Source organism: Kitasatospora sp. NPDC051984 (genome assembly GCF_044593455.1).
Lineage (GTDB): Bacteria > Actinomycetota > Actinomycetes > Streptomycetales > Streptomycetaceae > Kitasatospora.
This window is the reverse complement of the sequence record NZ_JBIUCB010000009.1, coordinates 97,973-116,664: the sequence shown is the minus strand read 5'-3', so window position 1 is coordinate 116,664 and position 18,692 is coordinate 97,973. Positions and strand designations below refer to the sequence as shown.

17 protein-coding genes are annotated in these 18,692 nt (G+C 74.1%); 8 read left to right on the top strand and 9 right to left on the bottom strand.

From position 1 onward, the window contains the following. Together cobC and ACIHEI_RS19700 are read right to left on the bottom strand one after the other, a co-directional pair. The gene (cobC, locus tag ACIHEI_RS19705) at positions 1–1,041 is read right to left on the bottom strand and encodes an Rv2231c family pyridoxal phosphate-dependent protein CobC (protein WP_396607516.1); all 1,041 of its coding nucleotides are present in this window, start codon (positions 1,039–1,041) and stop codon (positions 1–3) included. Further along, entirely contained in the window at positions 1,038–1,436 is a 399-nt protein-coding gene (locus tag ACIHEI_RS19700; RefSeq protein ID WP_396607515.1) for a cobalamin biosynthesis protein, read from the bottom strand. Before ACIHEI_RS19700 ends, cobC begins: the two co-directional genes overlap by 4 nt. Before the next feature lie 413 nt (positions 1,437–1,849). On the opposite strand from ACIHEI_RS19700, the gene ACIHEI_RS19695 reads away from it, so the two are divergent. The 5 genes from ACIHEI_RS19695 (at position 1,850) to ACIHEI_RS19675 (ending at position 6,575) form a co-directional block, all read left to right on the top strand. Then, on the top strand, positions 1,850–2,740 hold the full coding sequence (locus ACIHEI_RS19695) for an alkaline phosphatase family protein (protein WP_396607514.1): 891 nt from the start codon (positions 1,850–1,852) through the stop codon (positions 2,738–2,740). Positions 2,741–2,746: 6 nt separating this feature from the next. Beyond that, positions 2,747–4,039, top strand: coding sequence for an MFS transporter (locus ACIHEI_RS19690; protein WP_396607513.1), 1,293 nt, complete (start codon positions 2,747–2,749; stop codon positions 4,037–4,039). After that, on the top strand, positions 4,036–5,118 hold the full coding sequence (locus ACIHEI_RS19685; protein WP_396607512.1) for a TolB family protein: 1,083 nt from the start codon (positions 4,036–4,038) through the stop codon (positions 5,116–5,118). The genes ACIHEI_RS19690 and ACIHEI_RS19685 overlap by 4 nt, the downstream gene beginning before the upstream one ends. Before the next feature lie 56 nt (positions 5,119–5,174). Further along, a complete protein-coding gene (locus ACIHEI_RS19680; RefSeq protein ID WP_392951923.1) occupies positions 5,175–5,807 on the top strand; it encodes a hypothetical protein in 633 nt (210 codons plus the stop codon). Positions 5,808–5,975: 168 nt separating this feature from the next. After that, positions 5,976–6,575: a hypothetical protein gene (locus ACIHEI_RS19675; protein WP_396607511.1), complete on the top strand. Its 600-nt coding sequence runs from the start codon at positions 5,976–5,978 to the stop codon at positions 6,573–6,575. A 7-nt stretch (positions 6,576–6,582) separates the two neighbouring features. Here the strand turns inward: ACIHEI_RS19675 and ACIHEI_RS19670 are convergent, their stop codons facing one another. Next, positions 6,583–7,104, bottom strand: a complete 522-nt coding sequence (locus ACIHEI_RS19670; protein WP_396607613.1) for a GbsR/MarR family transcriptional regulator — start codon at positions 7,102–7,104, stop codon at positions 6,583–6,585. 108 nt (positions 7,105–7,212) lie between these two features. Between ACIHEI_RS19670 and ACIHEI_RS19665 the strand changes: the two genes are divergently transcribed. Then, complete coding sequence (locus ACIHEI_RS19665) at positions 7,213–8,127, top strand: ATP-binding cassette domain-containing protein (protein WP_392951940.1); 915 nt, start codon at positions 7,213–7,215, stop codon at positions 8,125–8,127. Further along, positions 8,124–9,740: an ABC transporter permease gene (locus tag ACIHEI_RS19660; RefSeq protein WP_396607510.1), complete on the top strand. Its 1,617-nt coding sequence runs from the start codon at positions 8,124–8,126 to the stop codon at positions 9,738–9,740. Before ACIHEI_RS19665 ends, ACIHEI_RS19660 begins: the two co-directional genes overlap by 4 nt. A gap of 80 nt (positions 9,741–9,820) precedes the next feature. Here ACIHEI_RS19660 and ACIHEI_RS19655 read toward each other — a convergent pair whose 3' ends face one another. The 3 genes from ACIHEI_RS19655 to ACIHEI_RS19645 form a co-directional block, all read right to left on the bottom strand. Then, positions 9,821–11,323 carry an alpha/beta hydrolase gene (locus tag ACIHEI_RS19655; RefSeq protein ID WP_396607509.1) on the bottom strand — a complete coding sequence of 501 codons (1,503 nt, stop codon included), beginning with the start codon at positions 11,321–11,323 and terminating at the stop codon, positions 9,821–9,823. Between the two features lie 131 nt (positions 11,324–11,454). Beyond that, a complete protein-coding gene (locus ACIHEI_RS19650; protein WP_396607508.1) occupies positions 11,455–11,931 on the bottom strand; it encodes an OsmC family protein in 477 nt (158 codons plus the stop codon). A 4-nt stretch (positions 11,932–11,935) separates the two neighbouring features. Further along, complete coding sequence (locus ACIHEI_RS19645) at positions 11,936–12,577, bottom strand: GntR family transcriptional regulator (RefSeq protein ID WP_396607507.1); 642 nt, start codon at positions 12,575–12,577, stop codon at positions 11,936–11,938. A 149-nt stretch (positions 12,578–12,726) separates the two neighbouring features. Between ACIHEI_RS19645 and ACIHEI_RS19640 the strand changes: the two genes are divergently transcribed. After that, on the top strand, positions 12,727–14,514 hold the full coding sequence (locus ACIHEI_RS19640) for a DUF4190 domain-containing protein (RefSeq protein WP_396607506.1): 1,788 nt from the start codon (positions 12,727–12,729) through the stop codon (positions 14,512–14,514). Positions 14,515–14,631: 117 nt separating this feature from the next. Here ACIHEI_RS19640 and ACIHEI_RS19635 read toward each other — a convergent pair whose 3' ends face one another. The 3 genes from ACIHEI_RS19635 to ACIHEI_RS19625 are packed head-to-tail and all read right to left on the bottom strand — an operon-like array spanning position 14,632 to position 18,678. After that, positions 14,632–16,017 (bottom strand): cobyrinate a,c-diamide synthase, encoded by a 1,386-nt coding sequence (locus tag ACIHEI_RS19635; protein ID WP_387646209.1) that lies wholly within the window; start codon positions 16,015–16,017, stop codon positions 14,632–14,634. A 4-nt stretch (positions 16,018–16,021) separates the two neighbouring features. Beyond that, positions 16,022–16,618, bottom strand: a complete 597-nt coding sequence (cobO, locus tag ACIHEI_RS19630; RefSeq protein ID WP_387646657.1) for a cob(I)yrinic acid a,c-diamide adenosyltransferase — start codon at positions 16,616–16,618, stop codon at positions 16,022–16,024. A gap of 5 nt (positions 16,619–16,623) precedes the next feature. Then, positions 16,624–18,678: a putative cobaltochelatase gene (locus tag ACIHEI_RS19625; protein WP_396607612.1), complete on the bottom strand. Its 2,055-nt coding sequence runs from the start codon at positions 18,676–18,678 to the stop codon at positions 16,624–16,626. Positions 18,679–18,692 lie beyond the last annotated feature (14 nt).

The following is an 18,692-nucleotide window of genomic DNA, read 5'->3' as shown; positions in this document are numbered from 1 at the left end:
TCAGCGGGAGATCGCGGCCGCCAGGGCGGTGAGGAAGCGGTCGGTGGTGTCCCGGTCGCGGACGGCCAGGCGCAGCCAGTCGGGGCCGAGGCCGGGGAAGGTGTCGCCGCGGCGGACGGCGAAGCCGGCGGTGCGCAGGCGGTCGCGGACGGCGGCGGCGTCCGGGAGCTGGATGAGGACGAAGGAGGCGGCGGGGTCGCCGTGCACCCGGACGTCCGGGAGTGCGGCGAGGCCCTTCAGCAGGTGTTCGCGGTCCAGGGCGGTGGCGCGGGCGGCGGCGTCGGCCTCGGCGAGGGCGGCGGGGGCGGAGCAGAGTTCGGCGGCGGCGAGCGCGGGCGTGGAGACCGGCCACAGCGGCTGGGCGGCGGCGAGTTCCGTGACCAGCTCGGCGGGGGCGAGCAGGTAGCCGATCCGCAGGCCGGCCAGGCCCCAGGTCTTGGTGAGGCTGCGCAGCACCACCACCCGGCCGGGCAGGTCGCGGGCCCCGGCGAGGGTCTGGGTCTCGCCCGGGTCGGTGTCCATGAACGCCTCGTCGACCACCAGGGTCCGCCCGGGCCGGGCGAGTTCGGCCAGGTCGGCGGCCGGGTGCAGGATGGAGGTGGGGTTGGTGGGGTTGCCGACCACCACCAGGTCGGCGTCCTCGGGAACGGCCCCGGGCAGCAGGCGGAAGCCCTGCTCCGGCGTGAGGAGGACGCGGTGGACGGTGCGCCCGGCGTCCCGCAGCGCCGCCTCCGGTTCGGTGAACTGCGGGTGCACCACCACCGCGTGGCGCGGCCGCAGCACCCGGGCGAGCAGCACGAAGGCCTCCGCCGCGCCGGAGGTGAGCAGCACCTCGGCGACGGGGCGGCCGTGCCGGGCGGCGACGGCGGCGCGGGCCGCGGTGCCGTCCGGGTAGGCGGCCAGGGTGTCGAGGGTGGCGGCGAGGTGCGCGCGCAGCCAGGGCGGCGGGGTGCCGGTGCGGACGTTCACCGCGAGGTCGACCAGGCCGGCGGAGCGGACTTCGGCGTCGCCGTGATGGCGCAGATCGGGCTCGGTGTTCACCTGGTGGCCTCCTGGGCGGGTACGGCGAGGGCCGCGGTGGCGGTCGCGGTCGCGGTGCGCGGCGCGAGCAGGCGGCCGCCGGGCCCGGCCGAGGTCAGCGCGGCGGCCTCCGCGACGCTCGGGGTGCCGACCGCGGCGGCCACCCGGGCGGAGCCGACCACCGGGACGGCGGCCAGCGCGGCGGCCGGGTGGCCGACCAAGGGGACGTCCAACTCCCTTGCGGCGGCGCACAGTCCGGGCTCGGCGAGCTTGCTCTCCAGGGTGGCGACCAGGGCGACGGCGGAGCGGTCGAGGCCGCAGGCGGCGAGCGCAGCGTCGGCGGTGCGGAGCAGTTCGGCGGCAGGGGTGCCGCGGCGCAGCCCGAGCCCGAGCACGACACGGGGAGTGGCTGTCACGCCCGGCCCTCCCGTTGCTCGTTCACCTGCTTGTTCACCTGCTTGTTCACCGCGCCGGTCGTGCGCTCCGGGCCGGAAAGATCCCACCATGTCGGTCCGAGGCGGGTCAATCGGGACAGGTGTGAGCCGCGCCGCTTCTCCGCTGGCCGAAAAGCGCCCGTGCGGGCTTGTGGGCCGACCAAGCGTTCGCTTGTTCTTAACCTGTCAAAAGGCGTGCCGGTCACCGCTCACCCCTAGCGTTTCCGGCGCCCCAAGCTCCAAGCTCCGAGCTCCAAGCTCCGAGCTCCGAGCTCCGAGCTCCGAGCTCCGAGCTCCGAGCTCCGAGCTCCAGGTTCCAGGCTCCAACGCGTGTTCCACCAAGCGTGCTCCAACAGCCCTGTCCCGCACGTTCCTTGCCCCGGAGGGACCTCGCCATGACTGCCGCACCGCTCAGCCGCCGCACCAAGCGCCGCCTGACCGCGATCGGAAGCACCGTCGCCCTGGCCGCCGCCTCGCTCGGCCTGTGGGCCGCCACCGGCTCCACCGCGCAGGCCGCCGCGCTGCCCGCGCCCGACCACGTCATCGTGGTGGTGATGGAGAACCACGCCTACAGCCAGGTGATCGGCAGCTCCAGCGCCCCGTACCTGAACGGCACCCTGGTGGCCGGCGGCGCCAACCTCACCCAGTCCTACGGCCTGACCCACCCGTCCGAGCCGAACTACTACATGCTGTTCTCCGGCTCCAACCAGGGCCGCACCGATGACAGTTGCGTCAAGGTCGGCTCGATGACCGCGCCCAACCTGGCCTCCGAGCTGATCGCCGCCGGAAAGAGCTGGGGCTCCTACAACGAGACCCTGCCCAGCCAGGGCTCCACGGTCTGCTCCAGCGGCAAGTACGCGCAGAAGCACAACCCGTGGTTCGGCTTCTCCAACGTGCCGACCAACACCGCCTACACCTTCGCCCAGTTCCCCACCGACTACACCCTGCTGCCGAAGGTCTCCTTCGTGGTGCCGAACCTGTGCAGCGACATGCACGACTGCTCGGTCTCCACCGGCGACACCTGGATCAAGAACAACCTCAGCTCGTACGCCACCTGGGCGCAGACCCACAACAGCCTGCTGGTGGTCACCTTCGACGAGGACAACAGCCTGTCCGGCAACCGCATCCCCACCGTGGTCTACGGCCAGCACGTCATCCCCGGCTCCACCAGCGCCACCACCTACAACCACTACAACGTGCTGCGCACCCTGGAGGACCTGGCCGGCCTGAGCGCCCACGCGGGCAACGCCGCCTCCGCCTCCGACATCACCGGCATCTGGAACTGACGCCGGATGTACCTCGCGGACGCCCGTTCCACCAAGACGGCCGCCGCCCCGGGCACCCGCCCGGGGCGGCGCGCCGCCGTCCCCGGCACCGTGCTCGCGCTCGGCGCGGTCAGCCTGGTCACCGACGTCTCCTCCGAGATGGTCAGCGCCGTCCTGCCGCTGTACGTGGTCGCCGCGCTCGGCCTGTCCCCGCTCGGCTTCGGCCTGCTCGACGGCATCAACAACGGCGTCGGCGCGCTGGTCCGGCTGCTCGGCGGCCACCTCGCCGACCGCAGCCCGCGCGGCCACAAGCTCGTCGCCGGGATCGGCTACGGCCTGTCCGCGCTGTGCAAGCCACTGCTGCTGCTCGTCTACACCGTGCCGCTGATCGGCGGCGTCCTCGCCATCGACCGCACCGGCAAGGGGCTGCGCACCGCACCCCGGGACGCGATGATCTCGCTGGCCACCGCGCCCGAGCACCGCGGCCGGGCGTTCGGCGTGCACCGCGCGATGGACACCACCGGCGCACTGCTCGGCCCGCTGCTCGCCTTCGCGGTGCTGCGGATCGCCGACGACCGGGCCGAACGCGCCGGCTACAGCGCGGTGTTCACCGTCTCCGGCTGCATCGCGGTGCTCGGCGTGCTGCTGCTGGTGCTGTTCGTGCCGGGACGGGCCACCACTACTGTTGTCGAGTCGGGGGCGCGCCCCACCCTGCGGGACGCGCTCGCGCTGCTGCGACGCCCCGCGCTGCGCCGGCTCACCCTGGCCGCCGTACTGCTCGGCCTCACCACCGTCAGCGACTCCTTCCTGTACCTGCTGCTGCAACGCCGACTCGGCCTGCCCGCCCACCTGTTCCCGCTGCTGCCGCTCGGCACCGCCGCCGTCTTCCTCACCCTCGCCGTCCCGCTCGGCATGATCGCCGACCGGATCGGCCGCCGCACCCTGTTCCTGGCCGGCCACGCCCTGCTGCTCACCGGGTACGGCGTGGTGCTCTCCCCGCTGCGCGGCGCGAGCGCCGCCGTGCTGGTCCTGCTGCTGCACGGCACCTTCTACGCCGCCACCGACGGGGTGCTCGCCGCCGCCACCGCCGCGACCGTCCCCGACGGGCAGCAGGGCGCCGGGCAGGCCCTGGTCGGCACCGGCCAGGCGCTCGCCCGCTTCGTCTGCTCGCTCGCCTTCGGCGCCGCCTGGACGCTGTGGGGACCGCGCGCCGCCCTCACCGGCACCGCCCTGGCCCTCGCCGTCGCGGCCGTTGCCGCCACCCGCCTGCTCCGTCCGACCGCCGTTCCCGAACCCCCGTCCGGAGGGCACCTCGCATGACCGCTCCCGTTGCCGTAGACCCGGACCCCGAGGCGCCCGAACCCCCGGTCGGGGACGCCCAGTTGCGGCGGAAGCTGGTGGTGCTGGTGGCCGCCGTGGTGCTGCTCGCCGGCATCGGGACGTTCGCCGTCCGGTACGCCGCCGGCCGGGCGGACCGGCGCAACCAGGAGCAGGCCGGCGGGCCACCGGTGCGCGAGGGGGCGGTGACGCTGGAGCCGGCGGGCCGTCAACTGCTGCTGCGCAACCTGGCCTGGGGCCCGCACCGCGACGAGGTCGCCGCCGTGCCCGCCGACCACCCGGACGGCGCCCGCACCGCGTCCGGTGTGAAATGCCTGCGCTTCCACGCCGCCGCCGGCACCGGCATCTGCCTGCAGGCCGAACACGGCGCGCTCGACGACACCTACCACGCGTCCGTGCTGGACGCCTCGCTGCACGAGATCAAGCGCTTCCCCGCGCCCGGCATCCCCACCCGCGCCCGGGTCTCCCCGTCTGGACACCTGGCCGGCTGGACGGTGTTCGTCAGCGGCGACTCCTACGCGGGTACCGGCTTCTCCACCCGCACCGCGATCGTCGACACCCGCAACTGGCAGTTCTACGACAACCTGGAGACCTTCCAGGTACTGAAGGACGGCCACCCCGTCCAGGCGTCCGACCTCAACGTCTGGGGCGTCACCTTCGCCACCGACGACAACCGCTTCTACGCGACGGTCGCCACCGGTGGCCAGACCTACCTGGTCCAGGGCGACCTCGCCGCCCGCACCCTGACCACCCTGCACCAGAACGTCGAATGCCCGTCACTCTCCCCGGACGGCACCCGGGTCGCCTACAAGAAGCGGGTGGCCGGCGCCGACCCGGCCGCGCCGTGGCGGCTGTACGTGCTCGACCTCGCCACCATGACCGAGACCGCGACCGCCGAGCAGCGCAACATCGACGACCAGGCACTCTGGTCCGACGGCCACACCCTGATGTACTCGCTCCCCGGCGACTACGGCTCCGACCTGTGGACCGTCCCCGCCGACGGCACCGGCGCCCCCGCCGTCCTGGTGCGCTCCGCCGTCGCCCCCGCGTATCTCGGCTGACAGCCCGGCCGCGCCGCCGGTAGGGTCCCCGCGTCAAGATCGACACGAAGGACGCGATGAACGAGAAGACCGGTACCGGCCGGCCCTGGCGCGGGTCGCTGTACGCGCTGCTCACCCTGCTCTGCTGCGCGGCGCCGATCGGCCTGCTGACCTACCTGTTCGGCGGCTCGGAGGCCGTCGAGCTGCTGCACGCCGTCACGCCGACCGCGCTGATCCTGGTGGTCGCGCTGAACTACCGCACCCCCCGGGGAGGGGTGGCGGCATTCGTCGCCGGCGGGCTGGCGCTCTGGCTGAGCTTCGCCGGGATGGCGGCGGTCCGGACCGGGTCACTGGCCGACCACGGGCAGCAGATCACCGTCACCGTCACCGCCGTCCACCCGCGCAACGGCACCCACCTCCCCACCTGCGAGGTGAGCCGACCCGACGGCACCGCCATCCGCCACCCGCTCGACGCCTGCAACCTCCATGTCGGCCGCCAGCTGACGGTGACCGCCGACCCGTCCGACCGGCAGGCCCCGATCTGGGAACCCCTCGACGCGGACACCCCCCTCCACTGGACGGCGGGCGTCGGCACCGCACTGGTCGCGCTGCTGGTCTCCCTCCCGTTCTGGGCCGGCCGCCGCCGGCAGCGCCCCGGCGGGCCGTCGGAGCCGGTGGCCGCAGGCGGGCCCGCGGACTGGCGGGTGTAGCCGGCCACCGACGGCCGGCAGCTGCTCGCGACGGTCGTCGGACGCTCGCCGTGGTCACCGCCACCCACCCCCGCCAGGGCAAGCGGTGGGCCGGGCACCCCGACTGACGGTGGCTCATGGGCAGGAGTAGTGTCCCTCTTGATCCGAATGATCAATGGGGGGATCGACATGGACGTGAAGTCCGAGGAACACCCGCACCGTTTCTGGGCGTGGTACACGGTGCCCGCGCTGTTCGGGAGCCTTGCGCTGTCGTGGCTGGCGGTTTGGCAGTTCGGCGCGGCCAACCCCGTTGCGTGGGTGGTGATTTGCCTGCTGGGGATAGCTCTGACGGGTCTGGTCGGGTATGCGTACCGCACCCAGGCCACGTCGATCGCGGCGCTCCTCGTCCTCGTGCTGTTCGCCGGGATCGGGTTCTTCGGCACCGGCGCGGTGAGCGGGACCGTGCTGAGCACGGACGGGAAGCGCACGGTCGCCCAGATCACCGCCGTCCATCCCCGCAACGGTAAGGCGGCCGGGTACTGCCTGCTGCGCACCGCCGAGGGTCAGGACATCGCCAAGCGGCTGAGCCCCTGCGAGGGCCGCGACGTCGGCAACCGACTGGAGGTCACGTACGACCCGGCCGGCCGGCAGTATCCGACCGAGAACCTGCCCGATCCGGGCGGTGCGGTGCGGTGGACCGCGGGGCTGGTGGCCGTGCTGGTCCTGTTGGTCCTCTCGATGCCGCTGTGGGGGCCGCGGGGCCCGCGGGTGCGGGAACGGCAGCGATAGCGGTCGCTCACTTCTCGCGGTCGCGCCAGCGCTGCATCATCTGTTGGAGCTCGACCCGCAGGAAGGCGAAGAACTCCAGGGATTCGGCGAGGCGTTGACCGGCCGGGGTGTCCGGGCCGAGCGCGTCGACGCCCTCGGCCAGGCTGGAATCGAAGCGGGACAGTGTGCGGTCGCGGTTGGCGGTGGCCTCGTACCAGACGTGGTCGTGGATGCGGTAGCGGTCCCGGCGGGTGCCGGGTTCGCGCTCGCGGCTGACCAGGTCGACCTGGGTCAGGTAGCGGACCGCGCCGGAGACGGCGGCGGGGGAGATCTGGAGCAGTTCGCCCAGTTCGGCGGAGGTCAGCCGCCCGGAGTCGGCGGTCAGCAGGGCGGTGAACACCCGGGCCGACATCCGCGGGAACCCGGCGTCCGTCAGCACCGTGGCGAACCGCTCCACGAACTCGGACACCGCCGCCGGATCCCGCTGCGCGTCCACGCCGCTCACGTCGCCCACCTCACTCACCTGCACCACCGGAACCCTCCCCGACATCCGTCCGACCGGGCGTCCGCCCACCTTCACACACCTTCGGCGGCAACGCGAAGATCCGGGACTTTCGGCAGCTTCACGGATTTGTGAAACAAGAGTAGCGTCGAGCTCATGACGACCGCCATCTCGGTGTCCGGCCTGGTGAAGACCTTCGGCCGCACCCGCGCCCTGGACGGACTGGACCTCACGGTCGAGCAGGGCGAGGTTCACGGGTTCCTCGGCCCCAACGGGTCGGGCAAGTCCACCACCATCCGCGTCCTGCTCGGCCTGCTGCGCGCCGACTCCGGCACCGCCACCCTGCTCGGCGGCGACCCGTGGCGCGACGCCGTCCCGCTGCACCGCAGAATCGCCTACGTGCCGGGCGATGTGACGCTGTGGCGCAACCTCTCCGGCGGGGAGGCGATCGACCTGCTCGGACGGCTGCGCGGCGGACTCGACCCGATCCGCCGGGCCGCGCTGCTGGAGCGCTTCGAGCTCGACCCCACCAAGAAGGGCCGCGCCTACTCCAAGGGCAACCGGCAGAAGGTCGCGCTGGTCGCGGCGTTCGCCGGCGACGCCGACCTGCTGATCCTGGACGAGCCCACCTCCGGCCTGGACCCGCTGATGGAGGAGGTGTTCCGCGAGTGCGTCGCCGAGGCCCGCGACCGGGGCGCCACCGTGCTGCTGTCCAGCCACATCCTGTCCGAGGTGGAGGCGCTCTGCGACCGGGTGTCGATCATCCGGGCCGGGCGCACCGTGGAGACCGGCACCCTGGACGACCTGCGCCACCTCACCCGCACCTCGGTGGACGCCGTCCTCACCGGGCCGCCGCCGCACCCCGCCTACGCCCACGACCTGACGATCGACGGCAACCGGCTGCGCTGCCAGGTCGACACCGAACAGCTCGGCACCCTGCTCACCGAGCTCACCGCCGTCGGCGTGCACAGCCTCACCAGCCGGCCGCCCACGCTGGAGGAACTCTTCCTTCGCCACTACGAGAACGATCCGGCCGACACCCCCTCGACCTCGACGGCGGCCGCCCGATGAGCGGCTACGCGCTGACCGGCACCGGCACCCTCTACCGCCTCGCCCTGCGCCGCGACCGGATCGCCCTGCCGGTGTGGGTGTACGTCGGCACCGGCATGGTCGCCTCCACCGCCTTCTCCTTCCGCACGCTGTACGGCGACGAGGCCTCCCGGCGGACCTTCGCGGCCAGCATCGACGGCAACGGCTCGCTGCGCGCCCTGTACGGCCCGATCTTCGACGGCTCCACCATCGGCGGGCTGACCGCGTGGCGGATGGGCGTCTTCGGGGCGGTGCTGGCCGCGCTGATGTCCACCCTGCTGGTGGTGCGGCACACCCGCGCCGAGGAGGAGGACGGGCGGCTCGAACTGATCGGCGCCGGCGCCGTCGGCCGCCGCGCCCCGCTGACCGCCGCACTCGCCACCGCCCTCACCGCCGACGCCGCGCTGGCCGCCCTGGTGACGATCGTCCTGCTGGCCGCAGGTCAATCCGCCGCCGGGGCGCTGGCGTTCGGCCTCGCGCTCGGCGCCACCGGGGTGTTCTTCGCCGCGCTGGCCGCCGTCACCGCGCAGATCGCCGAGACCGGGCGGGCCGCCAACGGCCTTGCCGGGGCGGCGATCGGCCTCGCCTTCGTGCTGCGCGCCGTCGGAGACTCCGGCAGCGGCACGGGCTGGGTGAGCTGGCTCTCCCCGATCGGCTGGAGCGAGCAGGTCCGCGCGTTCGCCGGCGACCGCTGGTGGGTGCTGGTGCTGCCGCTGGGCGGGGCCGCGCTGCTCACCGCGCTGGCCCGCACCCTGGTCGAACGACGCGACCTGGGCGCCGGGCTGCTCCCGCAGCGCCCCGGCCCCGCCGTCGCCGCGCCCGGCCTGGCGGACGCCGCCGCACTGGCCCGCCGCCTGCAGCGCGGCGCCCTGATCGGGTGGACACTGGCCTTCGCGGCGGGCGGCGCGGTGTTCGGCAGCGTCGCCAAGGGCGTGGTCGACCTGGTCGGCGACAACCAGCAGATGGCCGACGTGATGGCCCGGCTCGGCGGACAGCAGGGCGTGCTGAACGCCTATCTCTCCACCATCGCCGGGGTGTTCGGGATGATCGCCGCCGTGTACGCCGTGCAGTCCGTGCTGCGGCTGCGCGCCGAGGAGAGCGCCGGCCGGGCCGAACCCGTGCTGGCGGGTGCCGTCTCCCGGCTGCGCTGGGCGGGCGGACACCTGCTGTTCCCGCTGCTCGGCACCACCGTGCTGCTGGCCGCCGCCGGCCTCACCGCCGGGCTGGCGCAGAGCGCCGCGCTCGGCAGCGCCGCCGGCCACGGGACGGGCGACGCCGTCGCCCGGATGCTCGGTGCCACGCTGGTCCAGCTGCCCGCGGTGTGGCTGACCGCCGCCGTGGCGCTCGCCGTGTACGGCCTGCTGCCGCGCTGGACGGCGGCCGGCTGGGTCGGCTTCGGCGTGTTCGTGCTGGTCGCCTGGCTCGGCCCGATCCTGCAACTGCCGCAGTGGGTGCTCGACCTGTCGCCGTTCACGCACCTTCCGCACCTGCCCGGCGGGACGTTCACCGCCGCGCCGCTGCTGTGGACCACCGCGCTGGCCGCGCTCGCCGCCGGGGCGGGCCTGGCCGGGCTGCGCCGCCGCGACCTGGGCTGACGAACGGGCGCGGCCCGACGCACCGCCACCGGCCGGACGAACCCCGGACGGACGGGTGCTGATCGGGCCGCGCACCGGCCTCACCCGGCCTTCGGGCAGAACGCGTCCCGGGCCGGGCGGCGGCCAGTGGCCAGGAACTCCGACACCAGCGCGTCGCCGCAGGCGTTCCCGTGGGACAGGTAGGAGCCGTGGCCGCCGGAGTCGACCGTGACCATCCTGGCCCGGTCGCCGAACGCCGCGCGCAGCTTGAGCGCCCCCGCGTAGGGCGTGGCCGGGTCGCGCAGGTTCTGCACCATCAGCACGTTGGACGGCCCGTCGTCGGTGACCCGGACCGGCGGCTCGGCGGGCTGCCAGTGCCAGAACGCGCAGGCCGAGGCGTTCACCGGCATGCCGGCCGTGAGCGGGTGCGCGACCCGGTCGGCGGCCACCGCCGCGGCGTACGAGCCGAGGTCGCGCGGCCAGCTGACGTCGTTGCACAGGGTGGCGACCGTGACCGCCGTGGAAGCCTGCATCTGCGCAAGCTCCGCCGCGTCCGGCGCGGGCCCCTGCTCGGGCAGCGGGCGGTGGCCCTGGGCGGCCTGGATCAGAGCGGCCGCGGCGGGGAACTTGGCGTCCGCGTACAGGCTGTTCAGCAGCGTGCCGCGCACGCCGTTGCCGTCCAGTACGCCCGGGTTGTGGCCGGGCCAGGGCAGCGGGGCCGCGTCCAACTGCTGGGCGGCCGTCAGGTAGGCGGTGCGGACCTGCTCGGGGGTGTCGGCGATCCGGAACTCGCCGGCCTCGGGGGAGGCCGCCCAGGCCGCGAAATCCGGGAAGCGGTCCTCCGCGCCGGTGGCGAAGGCGGCCAGCCAACTGCGCTCGGCCAGGACCGGATCCGGGTTGTCGTTGCTGTCCAGCAGGATCCGGTCGGTGCGGTCGGGGAACATCGTGGCGTACGCGGCGCCCGCGTAGGTGCCGTAGGAGACGCCCCAGGTGGAGATCCGGCGCTCGCCGAGGGACTGCCGGATCCGGTCGATGTCCCGCGCCTCGTTCCGGGTGGTGATGCTGCGCAGCACCGGGCCGCCGTTGGCCGCGCAGCGGTCGGCGATGCGTTGGCCGGTGGTCAGGTTGGCATCGCCGCCGTGCCCGTCGGGCGCGGGCCAGGGCAGCAGCTTGCCGGGCGCCAGGTCGGCGTAGTCGAGCCCGCAGGAGACCGGACTGGAACGCCCGACGCCGCGTGGGTCGAAGCCGATCAGGTCGTACCTGTCCAGCACCGACTGGGGCAGCCGCTTCACGGCGCTGCTCGGCCCGTTCAGGCCGGAGCCGCCCGGCCCGCCCGGGATCAGCACCAGCACGCCGCGCCGCTGATCCGGCTTGGCGGCGGTGATCCGGGAGACCGCCAGCGTCAGTGACGGCCCGTCGGGTTGTCGGTAGTCGACCGGGACCGTCACCTCGGCGCACTGCTGCCGCCCGTCCGCCGCCCCGCCCGTGCAGGCGGCCCAGGCGGGCCGGGCAGGGGCGGGAGCGGCGGCGGCGAGCGGCGCCGTCAGGCCGAGCAGGACGGTGGTGGCGGCGGCGAGGGCGGCGCCTCGTTGAGTGATTCGCATGACCACGAGTCTTCGCCGTCATCACGCCCGGATCGATCCGGCAGGCCTCCGTCTTTCTCCTGGAGTCAGCCTCAGCGGAAGCACTGTAGCCAGCTATACCAAGGAAGTTGACTGAGCATCAAGGAGGTCCGTCAGGAGGCGGCGCGCACCGTGATGACGGGCTCGTGGTGGACCGGGAAGTTCACCGAGGACGCGATGAAGCAGTCCCGGCCGGCCGGGCCGTGCAGGGCCTCGGCCTGCTCGCGCATCGACTCGTCGGCGATCTCCACCCGGGGCCGCAGCATCGCCTCGGTGAAGTGGCCGCCGCCGCCCGCGGTCTCCATGGTGGCCTCCGCCTCGTCCGTGTAGGACAGCACCACCACGCCCTGGCGCGCGCAGTGCGACAGGTACGACAGCATGTGGCACTGGGCGAGCGCGGCCAGCAGGAACTGTTCCGGGTTCCACCGCGAACGGTCGCCGCGGAACGTCGGGTCGGCGCTGCCGAGCAGCGTCGGCACCCCGTCCGAGGAGATGTCGTGGGCGCGGGAGTACGAGCGGTAGGTGTCGGTACCGGTACCGAGGTTGCCGGTCCAGTCGACACGGACCGCGTAGTGGTGGGACAGGGCCATCAGGTCACTCCTTCTCGGGCGGCCGGGCGGCGGCGCAGGTGTCCAGGACGTGCCGCCGGGCGGCCGCCCCGGCAGCGGCCGGATCCCCGGCGATCACGGCGGCCAGCAGCTCACGGTGCTGGTCGTCCACCAGGGCGGTGCGGTCGGGCGCGTGCAGAGAACGGTGGGTGGAGACCTGGATCTGGTCCCACAGCCGCTCCAACGAGTGCAGGGCGACCGGGTTGGCGGAAAGCTCCGCGACCCGCCGGTGGAACTGCCGGTTCAGCCGCACCGCCTCCGTCAACTCGCGTTCCACGGTGGCCCGGTGCGTACGGTCGGCGAGCGCCGCCAGGTCGGTCAGCTCGGCCGGGGCCAGCCGGCCCGCCCGCTGCCGCTCGGCCGCGAGCTCGGCGGTCAGCGCCTCCAGCGCGGCCCGCACCCGGTAGACGTGCGACAGCTCCTCAGCGGACAGCTCCACCACCCGGACGCCGCGCCCGGCGGCGGCCAGCAGGCCGTCCGCGGTCAGCGTCCGGAACGCCTCCCGGACCGGCGTGCGGCTCACCCCCAGGGTCTCCGCGACCTCCACCTCGCCCAGCCGCGCCCCCGGTGGGTAGCGGCCGTCCAGGATCAGTTCCCGCAGGCTGCGGCGGGTGCTCTCGGTCTGCACGGCGGCAGCGTAGTGCGATGCATGCATTGCATGCAATGGTCAGGCTCCTGGTGCTGGAACTTCGGCGCGGAACTCGTTGGGAGAGCGACGGACCGGTCCGCTATATTCGCGCAGCCGTCGAACAGTTCCACGCCCCAAGGGGGAAACCCATGTCGTTCGACCAGGAGCGCTCCGGGGAGGCCGTCCCCGACGCCGCCCGGGACGACTCCCCGACCACGCCCGCCACGCCCACGGTTGACGCCGCAGACGCAGGGCCAGCGGCCGCGGTCTCCTTCAGCAAGCAGCCGGCCGCGCCCGAGTCGGCCCCCGCCGCGGAAGCGGCGGACGCGGGGAGCGCTGACGCCGTCGCGGTCGGGCCTGCCGCGGATGCACCGGCGGCGATCTCGTTCAGCAAGCAGTCCGACGCGCCGGAGCCCGCGCCCGTCGACGCTCCGGCTGTCGCCGCCACGTCAGTTGACGCACCGCCGGCCCCCGCCGCGGAAGCGGCGGACGCGGGGAGCGCTGACGCCGTCGCGGTCGGGCCTGCCGTGGATGCACCGGTGGCGATCTCGTTCAGCAAGCAGTCCGACGAGCCGGAGCCTGCGTCCGTCGACGCTCCGGCTGTCGCCGCCACGCCAGTTGACGCGCCGCCGGCCCCCGGCGCGCCGCCGGCGCCCGCGAACCCGTGGGCGCCGCCCGTCGCGCCGCCGCCCGCCCCTGGCGTCGCGCCGGCCGGTGCGCCGGTGCCGCCCGGGGCGAACCCGTGGGGCGCGGCCCAGCCCGACGCGACCGCCGGGGGCAACCCGTGGGCGCCGACGGGTGTTCAGCAGCCGTGGGGGGCGGGCGGGTACCCGCCGCCCGGCGTGCCCGGCGCGCCGACCGGGCCGATGGTGATGTACCCGCAGCAGCAGCGGTCGCTGTACACCAACAACCTGGCCATCGCCTCGCTGATCACCGGCATCGTCTGCTGCTACTTCGGCTTCATCGGCATCGGTCTGGGCATCGGCGCGCTGCGCCAGATCAAGCGGACCGGTGAGCGCGGCAAGGGCCTGGCCATCTCCGGCATCGTGACCGGCAGCCTCGGCATGGTGCTGTTCGTGCTCTCGGTGATCGGCGGCACCTTCAGCGTCCAGGACTTCGAGGACGACAGCTCCACGCCCTCGCACGTCACGTCGACGTCGAACGCCGCCACGCCGGACTCGCCGTTCCGGCTGCGGGTCGGCCAGTGCTTCAACCGGGCGATGACGGGCTTCGCCAAGCCCGTGGACTGCACGTCCTCGCACCACGGCGAGGTCTACTGGACGCAGCCCACCAGCAAGCAGGACGGCAAGTACCCGGGCGAGGACGCGCTGAAGGCGGAGGCCGACGAGGTCTGCCCGGCGCATGTCGACACCTATGTGGCGGACACCTGGACGATTCCGGACTCGGTGTCGACCTTCTACTACTTCCCCGACCGGCTGGGCTGGAACACCTCCGGCAGCCGCCGCATCGTCTGCTTCCTGGGCAACGAGGACAAGTCGTCGCGCACCGGCTCGCTGCAGAAGTACCCCAGCACTCTGACCACCGACCAGCGTCAACTGCTGGACGCCACCAACCAGTTCGACCGTGCCTGGATCAACGGCCCGGACGAGGACAGTGAGGTCGAGGACGACCCGCAGGCGTTCCGGACCTGGGCCAAGGACATGAGCGTGGCCGCCACCAAGCAGGCCACCATGCTGAAGGCCGCGCACTGGAACACCGCCGACAAGGCGACCGTCGACCGCCTGATCGCGAAGTCCATGACCGCGTCCGACCACTACCTGGCGGCCTACCGGTCCACCGACAACGCCACCCTCCGCCGTGAACTGGGCGTCGCCGAGGACAACTTGGGCGACGAGGAAATCATCTCGCTGCGCCGCGCGCTGGGTCTGGCGACCGCGCAGGAGGAGCCGTCCAAGAAGGGCAGCCAGCCGGTCTGACCGGCCGTCCCCCGGCCGTCCCCCGGCCTGACCGGCCCGGTCGGCCGCGCGAGCCCGGCTCGCGCGGCCGATCCGTCGTCGGCTCCCGTCAGCTGCCGGCAGCTCCGGCAGCTCCCGTCAGCTCCCGTCGTGCGAGGCGGCCCAGGCGGCGGCGTGCCGGACCAGCCGGGTCGGCAGGGCGGGGGCCCCCGTCCAGTGCAGGTGCAGGTAGGAGGCGTGCACCGAGCCGTGCAGGTGGCCCTCGGTGTGCGGGCCGGTGGGGGTGCGCCAGCCCCAGGCGGGGGACGGGCCGGCCGCCGGGTCGGTGACGGTGCGGTGGAACTCGTGGCCCCGCACCCGGGACCCGGCCGCAGCGAGCGGCGAGTCGGCGAGCGCCACTGCCTCCCGGTAGCCGAGGGTCAGCCGGGGCGTCATCCGTGCCGTCGTGTCCAGTACCCCGCACATCGGCAGGCCGTCCAACTCCCGCCCCAGGTACAGCAGTCCGGCGCACTCGCCGACCACCGGGGCGCCGCTGGCGGCGAGTTGGGCGACCGCCGCCCGCAGGGAGGCGTTCGCGCTGAGCTCGGAGACGTACACCTCCGGGAAGCCCCCGCCTATCACCAACGCCGAGGTCCGCTCCGGCAGTTGCTCGTCGTGCAGCGGGTCGAAGGGCACCACCTCGGCCCCGGCGGCGGTCAGCAGTTCGGCGTTCTCCGCGTACGAGAAGGAGAACGCCGCGCCGCCGGCCAGCGCGATCCGCGGCCGGGGACCGACCAGCGGTTCCACCTCGGCCGCCGGGTCCCACGCCGTGCAATCCAGCGGCGGGGCGGTCCGGGCCAGCGCCAGCACTTCGTCCAAGTCGACGGAGGCGGCGACCAGTTCGCCCATCTCGCGGACCGCCCGCAGCGCCTCCGCCGAGCGTTCGACGGCCGGCACCAGACCCAGGTGGCGGGACGGGGTGTCCACCGCCTTCGCCCGCCGTACCGCGCCGAGCACCGGCACCCCGGAGCCCTCCTCCAGGGCCTCCCGCAGCAGCGTCTCGTGCCGGTCCGAGGCGACCTTGTTGAGGATCACCCCGGCGAGGCGCACCTGCGGGTCCCAGGACGCGAAGCCGTGCACCAGCGCCGCCACCGAACGGGACTGCGAGGAGGCGTCCACCACCAGCACCACCGGCGCCCGCAGCAGCTTCGCGACCTGCGCCGTGGACGCCAACTCGCCGCGCCCCGCCGCCCCGTCGTACAGGCCCATCACGCCCTCGACCACCGCCACGTCCGCCCCGGCCGCGCCGTGCGCGAACAGCGGGGCGATGCGCTCCGGGCCGCTCATCCAGGCGTCCAGGTTGCGGCCCGGACGCCCGGCGGCCAGCGCGTGGTAGCCGGGGTCGATGTAGTCCGGGCCGACCTTGTGCGGGGACACCTTCAGCCCGCGCGCGGCCAGCGCCGCGATCAGGCCGGTCGCCACCGTGGTCTTGCCCGCGCCGGAGGACGGGGCGGCCACCACCAGCCGGGGAATGCTGTCGTTCAAGGGTCTACCACTCAATACCGCGCTGGCCCTTGCGGCCCGCGTCCATCGGATGCTTCAGCTTGGTCATCTCGGTGACCAGATCGGCCAGTTCGAGCAACTGCTCGGGCGCGTTGCGGCCGGTCACCACCACATGCTGGCTGCCCGGTCGGTCGCGCAGCACCTCCACCACCTCCGCCACGTCGATCCACCCCCAGTGCAGCGGGTAGGTGAACTCGTCCAGTACGTAGAACCGGTACGTCTCGGCCGCCAAGTCCCGCTTGACCTGCTCCCAGCCTTCCCGGGCCGCCTCCTCGGACGACTCGATGTCGCGCTGCACCCACGACCAGCCCGAGCCCATCTTGTGCCACGCCACCGTGCCGCCCTGCCCGGACTCGCCGAGCACCCGCAGCGCGTTCTCCTCGCCGACCTTCCACTTCGCCGACTTGACGAACTGGAACACCCCGATCGGCCAGCCCTGGTTCCAGGCCCGCAGCGCCATTCCGAACGCCGCCGTGGACTTCCCCTTGCCCGGACCGGTGTGGACCGCCGTGATCGGCAGCGTCCGCCGCTGCCGGGTGGTCAGTCCGTCGTCCGGGACGTTCTCCGCAACTCCCTTGGGCATCCTGCTCACGCCGCCTTTCGTGTCGTAGAGGTCGTAGAGGTCGTGGAGGTCGTAGCAGTGGAGGTCATCGCCGTCCGGGCCTCGCGCACCAGCGCGGCCACGCCCTCGGCCCGCAGCTCGTCCAGGCTCACCGCGTCGCCGTTCAGGTGCGCCGCCAACTCCCTTGCCAGGCCCAGCCGGACGGGGCCGGACTCGCAGTCCAGCACCACCGCGGCCACCCCCTGCGCAGCCAGCAGCCCCGCCGCCCGGTGCGACCGCGCCACCGCGTCGCGCGTGCCGGTCGCCCGGCCGTCGGTCACCACCACCAGCAGCGCCCGCCGGTCCGGGTCGCGCAGCCGCTCCACCCGCAGCACCTCGTGCGCCCGCAGCAGGCCCGCTTCCAGCGGCGTCCGCCCGCCGGTCGGCAACTGCTCCAGCCGGGCCGCGCCCACCTCCACCGAGGAGGTCGGCGGCAGCGCCAGCTCCGCGCCGGAGCCCCGGAACGTCACCATGCCGATCTTGTCGCGCCGCTGGTAGGCGTCCATCAGCAGCGACAGCACCGCGCCCTTGACCGCCGTCATCCGCTGGCGGGCCGCCATCGACCCGGACGCGTCCACCACGAACAGCACCAGGTTCGACTCCCGCCCCCGGCGCACCTGTTCGCGCAGATCGTCCCGCCGCAGCACCAGCGCCCGGCCGGCCCGCCCGCGCGCCACCTGGTGCGGCGCCGCCGCGCGCAGCGTGGCACTCAGGTGCAGCCGGGTCAGCCGGCCCTGCGGCCGGCGCGCCCGCACGGTGTGCCCGGCGTCCGTCTCGGCGGGGGAGCGCCGTCCCTGCGCGCCCCGGCCGGTGCCGTCCACCTTGAACAGCCGCGTCCGGTAGGGGTGTTCGGACGCCACCGGGGACGACTCCCGGGAGCCGCCCGGCCGTTGCTGCGGCGGCGCGGGCGGGGCCTCCGAACTCGCCTCCTGCGCAGGGGAGTTGGGGTCGGACGGTGCGGGGGAGCCGCCGCCGTCCGGGCCGTTGCCGCCGTCGCCCGGACCGTCGCCCGGACCGTCGCCCGGACCGTCGCCGGGGCCCTCGTCGTCCGGGCCCTCGCCGTCCGGCTCCTGGTGCTCGGCCAGCGTCCGGTCCAGCTGCTCCTGATCCAGGCCCGGCGCGTCGAACGGGTTGCGCCGCCGCCGGTGCGGCAGTGCCAGCTGGGCGGCCTTGCGGACGTCCTCCTCGAGCACCTCGGTGCGCCCCGCCCACGCGGCCAGCGCCACCGCGGTGCGGGCCATCACGATGTCGGCGCGCAGGCCGTCCACCTCGAACGCCGCGCACACCGCCGTGATCTGACGCAGCGCCAGGTCGGAGAGCTCGACCGACGGCAGCAACTCCCGTGCCGCGCCGATCCGTTCGGCGAGCTCCCGCTCCCGCTCGTCCCAACTCGCCGCGAAACCGGCCGGATCGGCGTCGTACGCGAGCCGGCGGCGCACCACCTCGGCGCGCTCGTCCGCGTCCCGGGTGGCCGCGATCTCCACCGTCAGGCCGAACCGGTCCAGCAGCTGCGGCCGCAGCTCGCCCTCCTCCGGGTTCATCGTCCCCACCAGCAGGAACCGCGCCGCATGCCGCACCGACACGCCCTCGCGCTCCACGTACGAACGCCCCATCGCCGCCGCGTCCAGCAGCAGGTCCACCAGGTGGTCCTGCAGCAGGTTCACCTCGTCGATGTACAGCACGCCCCGGTGCGCCTTCGCCAACAGCCCCGGCTCGTACGCCTTCACGCCCTCGGCGAGCGCCCGTTCCAGGTCCAGCGAGCCGACCACCCGGTCCTCGGAGACGCCGACCGGCAACTCCACCAGGAATGCCGGACGTTCTGCCGCGCCTTCATCGGAGTGCGGGCCGTCCGGGCACTGTGCGTCCGGCGAGGCCGGGTCGCAGGCGAACCGGCAGCCGGCCACGGTGGCGATCGACGGCAGCAGCCCTGCCAGCGCGCGCACCATGGTCGATTTCGCGGTGCCCTTCTCGCCCCGCACCAGCACGCCGCCCACCGCCGGCGACACCGCGTTCAGCAACAGGCCCAGCCGCAGGTCGTCCATCCCCACGACAGCCG